Here is a 6233-nt window from a genome sequence, read left to right on the forward strand (position 1 = left end):
CATCACCGGCTGCTGCAGGCGTCTGACAAGGTGTCGTCATGTCACCGACTCTGCGTTCCGCGGCCGGGTCCGACGTCGGGCGCCGCAGACCGATGAACCAGGACTCCGCGGGCACCACCACGCGGCTCCTGGCGGTCGCCGACGGGATGGGCGGTCACCCCCACGGCGAGGTCGCCAGCGCCGTGGCGATCGAGGTCCTCCTCGAGCTGGACGAGCGCCTTCCCGACGACCTCGGCGAGGTCGACCTGTCGTCCGCGCTGGGCGAGGCGGTGGTCGAGGCGGCCGATCGGCTCACCGAGCTGGCCAAGGCCGATCCCGAGCTGCGTGGCACCGGGACCACGGTCGTCGCCTTCCTGGTCGACGGCGCGCGCATCGGTGTGGCCCACGTCGGCGACTCCCGCGCCTACCTGCTGCGCGAGGGCGAGCTGTTCCGGCTCACCCGCGACCACACCCTCGTCCAGGCGCTGCTGGACGAGGGCCGCATCACCCCGGAGGAGGCGGCGGGCCACCCCCGCCGCTCCTGGTTGGTGCGCACGCTGCAGGAGGCCACGCCCGTCGAACCCGACCTGTTCGGGGTCGACGGCCGGGTCGGCGACCGCTACCTGATCTGCTCCGACGGCGTCACCGCCGTCCTGGACGACGCGGCGCTGCGCGAGGTGCTGATGGAGGTCGCCGACCGCGACGAGGCCGTCGCGCGGTTGATCGAGCTGGCCAACGAGGGCGGCGGGCCGGACAACATCACCTGCATCGTCGCCGATCTGGTCGACGACGAGCCGCAGGAGAATCCCCCGTTCGTGGTGGGGGCCGTCGCCGCCCGGAGCTGAGTTCCGCGACACAATCCCCGGGGACGAGGTGGGGGTGAGCGTGGTCGGTGCGCCGAGCGCCGCGGACATCGCCGAGCGCGCCTCCATCGGCCTCGTCGTGGTGCGCGACGGCACGGTCCGGTGGTGCAACCCGGCGGCCCGCGAGATGGTCGAGGGGCACGGCGGCTGCTGGGACGGCGACCGCCCCGTCGCCGACCTGCGCGAGGGCATCCGGCCCGGCGCCGGCGACGTCACCGTCCGCTGGCCCGCGCCGGACGGCTCGACCCGCTGGTGGCAGGTCAGCTGCACCGTGCTGGAGCCCGATGCGGGCAGCCTGCTCTACGAGATCACCGACCGCACCGCGCGGTTCTCCCTGGAGCGCAGGTTGGGGGTGGCGGTCGCCGAGTGGCGGCTGTCGCGGTTCGAGGCACTGGCCCGCATGGGCTCCTGGGTGTGGAACGTCGAGAACGACCGCCTGGAGCTGTCGGAGACCCTGCTGGTGGCCTTCGGGCTGCCGCCGCGGGCCCTGCTCGACCTGGACGGCTTCCGGGCCCAGGTCCACCCCGACGACCTCACCGCCGTCAACGAGGTGCTGGCCGCCGCGGTGCGCACCGGTCGCGACTTCACCCACACCCACCGGATGTTCGTGGCCGGCCACAGCACCGCGCGCGTCTTCGAGTGCCGCGGCGAGGTGTTCTCCGACGCCTCGGGGCGGCCGATCCGCGTGCTGGGCACCGCCCGCGACGTCACCGAGGAGCACCGGGCCCGGACCGAGCTGGCCTTCCTGGCCGAGCACGACCCGCTGACCGGCATCGCGAACCGCAGGCGGATCACCGCGCGGCTCGCCGAGTGCCTGGCCGACCCGGCCGGGGCCACCCTGCTGCTGATCGACATCGACCGCTTCAAGGACGTCAACGACCTGCGCGGGCACGCCGTCGGCGACCGGGTCATCCGGCGCGTGGCCGACGTCGTGCCCGCGCACCTGGAGCCGGGCGCGCTGATCGGGCGCCTGGGCGGCGACGAGTTCGCGGTGGTGCTGCCGCGCCGCGACCCGGAGGACGGGCTCGTGCTGGGGGAGCGGCTCTGCGACGCCGTGGCCGGGCAGACGATCGCCGAGGGCGACTCGGCGCTGACCGTGACCGTGAGCATCGGCGTGGCCGCCGGCGGCGACGGGGCGGACGTCGAGGTGCTCCTGGCCCGCGCCGACCTGGCGCTGTACGCGGCGAAGGCCGCCGGGCGCAACCGGGCCCGGCTGTTCGCGCCCGACCAGTACCGGCGGGCGGTGGCCAGGGTGGGGCTGCTGAAGCGGGTCGGCGACGCCCTCGACCAGGAGACCATGCAGCTCGACGCGCAGCCGATCGTCGAGCTCGCCACCGGTCGCGCCCGGCGCTCGGAGCTGCTGATCCGGCTGCGCGACGGGCTGGTCCCCGACCTGCGGCCCGTCGACTTCCTGCCCGCCGCCGAGCGCGGCGACCTGGTGCTGCGCCTCGACCGCTGGGTGCTCGCCCGGGCGGTGCGCGCCCTCGCGGGTCCCGCCGCGCGGGCGCGGCGGCTGCGCCTGGAGGTCAACATCTCGGCGCGGTCGCTGGAGGACGACGAGCTGGGCGACTGGGTGCTCGCCGAACTGGCCGGCCACGACGTCGAGCCGTGCCGGTTGGGCCTGGAGATGACCGAGACGACCGCCGTCACCAACCTGGACGCGGCGAAGCGGCTGGTGGGGCGGCTGACCGAGGCGGGATGCGGGTTCTCCCTCGACGACTTCGGGGCCGGGTTCGCGTCGTTCTCCCACCTCAAGCACCTGCCGTTCACCGCGGTGAAGATCGCCGGGGAGTTCGTCCGCGGGCTGGACACCGACCCGGTCGACCGGGCGCTGGTCAGCGCCGTGGTCGGCGTGGCCGGGGAGCTGGGCATGCGCACCGTGGCCGAGCACGTCGACCGCCCGGAGCTGGTCGAGCGCCTCCGCGAGCTCGGCGTGCACGACGGGCAGGGCTACCACCTCGGGCGCCCCCGGCCGCTGGCCGAACTGCTCGGCTGAGCGCTCAGCGCCGGGCGACCAGCCGCCGCATCGGGACGGGCAGCACGCGGTCGGGCCCGGCCCGGCGGGCCAGCCGCGACGCCGCCTCCGCGCGCACGCCCTCGGGCAGGTTCGGGGGCCACAGCCGGGCCGAGGGCAGCCGCTCGGCCAGCGCCAGCGCGGCGGCGGCGTCCGGGATCGGCACGGCGAAGGGGACCCGGTCGTCGCCCATCACCGCGAAGTCGGCCGCGGCCAGCAGCCAGCCGACGCGGTCGAGCGCGGAGCGGTGCGGCCAGGCCCGGTGCACCGGCCGCAGCACCCGCATCGCCGCGCGCTCCCCCCACGACCCCCCGGCCGCCGACGGCACCCCCACGACCAGGGTGCCGCCCGGGCGCAGCACCCGGCGCAGCTCGGCGAACACCGGGTCCAGGTGCGGCAGGCTGGGCAGCGCCAGCAGCAGCGCGACGCCGTCCACCGAGCGCGAGCGCACCGGCAGGTCGCGCGGGTCGGCCCGCACCCGCGCGCCCGCGGGGTTCCCGGTGTCGTCGGTGTCGTCGATGTCGAGGCCCAGCCAGCCGCCGGCCGTGAACTCCCCGCGGAGCAGGGCGCCGCCGGGGCTGATCTCGAGCACCCTGGCCGCGGTCTGCAGGGGGGCGGCCAGCCAGGCGGGCGGCTGGCGGCCCGCGCGGTCGACGGCCAGCGCCAGCACCGGACCGGGACCGTTGGGCGGCGTCGCGATGGTCACACCGGACGCGAACGGTCGCGGGTGTTCGGGCAGGTCATGGCGCCAGTCTGGCAGCAGGCGGTCCCCGCCCGGCACCGGCTCGGCGGGCATAGCCTGGGTGCATGGCACAGCCGACGGTCGAGTCCGCCACCACGCGACCCGCCCGGCCCGCATCCGGTGCGCTCGGCCTGGTCCTGTCCGGCACGGCGGTCGCCGCGCTCGTGGCGGGCGGGCTCACCGCGCTGTCGGGCGCGCGTCCCGCGTCCGCGCTCGGCCTCCCCGACCCCGGCACCCTCACCACCATCTGGCTGCCCGCGGTGCGCGCCGTCGCCGACATCGCGCTGGCGGTCACGGTGGGCGCGATCCTGCTGGCCGCGTTCCTGGTGCCACCGCAGCGTTCGGGCTACCTCGACGTCGCGGGCTACCGCGGCGTGCGGACGGCGTCCTGGGCGGCGGGCGCGTGGGCCGCGGCGGCCATCCTGATGGTGCCGCTCACCGTGGCCGACACGCTCGGCAGGCCCGTCGCCGACGTGCTCGACACCGGTCTGCTCATCGACCTCGTCCCGCGCCTGCCGGTGGCCACCGCGTGGTCCTCGTGCGCGCTGATAGCGCTCGTCGTGCTGGCCGCCGCCCGCACGGTGCTGAGCTGGGGCTGGTCGGTCGGACTGCTGGGGCTGTCGCTGCTCGGCCCGGTGCCCGTGGCGGTCACCGGGCACTCCGCCAGCGGCGGCGCCCACGACCTCGCCACCGACAGCCTGCTGCTGCACTCGCTGGCCGCTGCGCTGTGGGTGGGCGGGCTGGTCGCGGTGGTCGTGCTGGCCTCCAGCCGCGGCGCCGACCGCGCGACGGCGCTGGCGACCGCGGTCCCGCGGTTCTCCCGGCTGGCCCTGGCCTGCTGGTTCGTGCTGGCCCTCACCGGGCTGGTCAACGCGCTGACGCGGGTGCCGCTGGGGGAGGTGTTCTCCTCCGGCTACGGGCTGCTCGTGCTGGCCAAGGCGGCCGCGCTCGCCCTGCTCGGCGTGCTCGGCGCCCTGCACCGGCGCTCCACGGTGGCCGCCGCGTCCGCGGGCGAGCCGCGCGCCCTGCTGCGCCTGGGCGGGGTGGAGGTCCTGCTGATGCTGGCCACGATGGGCCTGGCCGTCGCCCTCGGGCGCACCGCGCCGCCCGACACCGGCACGGGCCCGCCGTCGCGCACGGAGGTGCTGCTCGGCTACGACCTGGCCGGCCCGCCGACGCTCGCCCGGCTCGCCTTCGACTGGCGGTTCGACCTGCTGTTCGGCTCGGCGGCGGTCGTGCTGGCGGTGGCCTACCTGCTGGGGGTGCGGCGGCTGCGCCGCCGCGGCGACGCCTGGGCGACCGGGCGCACCCTGGCCTGGCTGGGCGGTTGCCTCGCCCTGCTGCTGGCCACCAGCTCGGGCATCGGGCGCTACTCGCCCGCCATGTTCAGCGTGCACATGGGCGAGCACATGATCCTCGGGATGCTGGTGCCCATCCTGCTGGTGCTGGGCGCCCCCGTCACGCTCGCGCTGCGGGCGCTGCCGACCGCGGGCCGCGGCGGGCCGCCCGGACCGCGGGAGTGGCTGCTGGCCGGGGTGCACTCACCGGTGGCCCGGTGGATGACCCACCCCCTGGTCACCCTGCCGCTGTTCGTGGGCAGCTACTACGCCCTGTACTTCTCCGGGCTGTTCCCCGCCGCGCTGCCCGAGCACTGGGCGCACCAACTGATGAGCCTGCACTTCATCCTGGCCGGCCTGCTGTTCTTCTGGCCGCTCGTCGGCATCGACCCGTCCCCGCGACGGCTGCCCCCGGCGGCCCGGCTGGGGATCGTGTTCATCTCGGTGCCCTTCCACGCGTTCTTCGGCGTCGCGCTGATGGGGGCGAACGCCGCGGTGGGGGAGCAGTGGTACCGCGGCCTCGCGCTGCCCTGGGTGCCCGACCCGCTGGTCGACCAGAGGCTCGGCGGCGGCCTGGCCTGGGCGTCCGGAGAGCTGCCGCTGCTGCTCGTCATCGTCGCGTTGCTGGTGCAGTGGTCGCGTCAGGACGAGCGGTCGGCCCGACGCGACGACCGCAGGGCCGAGACGGACGGCGACGCCGACCTCACCGCGTACAACGCCATGCTGCGACGACTGGCGGATGGCGCGCCGCTCGTCGCGGAGAGCGACCGTGGCTCGGGTCACACCAACGAGTCCTCGACGGCAGCGGGACGCGCGCCGAGCCCGCGCCGTGAGTCGGACTGATGCCGGAAACCGCAGGTCAGGCTGCACGTTACTGGCCGTTCACATGGTCGACTACGGCCGACCGTTCGTCGTGCGGGGCGGGCTCCGCGGCCACGGTGAGTGACCGCGATGTGGATGTTTGCGCAGGTCAAGTGCGGTGCGCGGGGGGCGATTTGACCTCCTGTCAAGGGGTCGCGTAACTTTCTCCCTGTCAGCGAGACAGGCGGACCGAAGCCCTCACCGGCTCCGATCCCCTGGACTGGCTGCCCGTCCCGAAGGGGCGCCGAAGGATCCTCGGATCCGGAGGCGTACACTGGGACACAACCCCGGAAGTCACCTGGCGGTGTCCGATGGTGTGTGGGTGTCTTTTGAGAACTCAACAGTGTGTCGAGCTATTGTTTTTCTGGTTTTGGTTTTGTGCCAGATATTTGTTCGGCCGAGTGGAGCGCGTACCCCGTGCGTTGGCTTCCTCGGTG

General features: G+C 75.1%; 4 protein-coding genes. 3 read left to right on the forward strand and 1 reads right to left on the reverse strand.

Annotated features, from left to right (window positions below; genetic code table 11):
* Positions 1-38 precede the first annotated feature (38 nt).
* Both KDL28_RS20945 and KDL28_RS20950 read left to right on the forward strand, forming a co-directional pair.
* Positions 39-824 (forward strand): PP2C family protein-serine/threonine phosphatase, encoded by a 786-nt coding sequence (locus tag KDL28_RS20945; RefSeq protein ID WP_252441150.1) that lies wholly within the window; start codon positions 39-41, stop codon positions 822-824.
* Positions 825-858: 34 nt separating this feature from the next.
* The gene (locus KDL28_RS20950; RefSeq protein ID WP_252441151.1) at positions 859-2838 is read left to right on the forward strand and encodes a putative bifunctional diguanylate cyclase/phosphodiesterase; all 1980 of its coding nucleotides are present in this window, start codon (positions 859-861) and stop codon (positions 2836-2838) included.
* Positions 2839-2842: 4 nt separating this feature from the next.
* Here KDL28_RS20950 and KDL28_RS20955 read toward each other — a convergent pair whose 3' ends face one another.
* On the reverse strand, positions 2843-3562 hold the full coding sequence (locus KDL28_RS20955) for a methyltransferase domain-containing protein (protein ID WP_252441152.1): 720 nt from the start codon (positions 3560-3562) through the stop codon (positions 2843-2845).
* A 101-nt stretch (positions 3563-3663) separates the two neighbouring features.
* On the opposite strand from KDL28_RS20955, the gene KDL28_RS20960 reads away from it, so the two are divergent.
* Positions 3664-5778 carry a bifunctional copper resistance protein CopD/cytochrome c oxidase assembly protein gene (locus KDL28_RS20960; RefSeq protein WP_252441153.1) on the forward strand — a complete coding sequence of 705 codons (2115 nt, stop codon included), beginning with the start codon at positions 3664-3666 and terminating at the stop codon, positions 5776-5778.
* The last annotated feature ends 455 nt before the right edge of the window (positions 5779-6233 follow it).

Origin of the sequence: Pseudonocardia humida, from assembly GCF_023898865.1 — a bacterium.
Taxonomy (GTDB): Bacteria; Actinomycetota; Actinomycetes; order Mycobacteriales; family Pseudonocardiaceae; genus Pseudonocardia; species Pseudonocardia humida.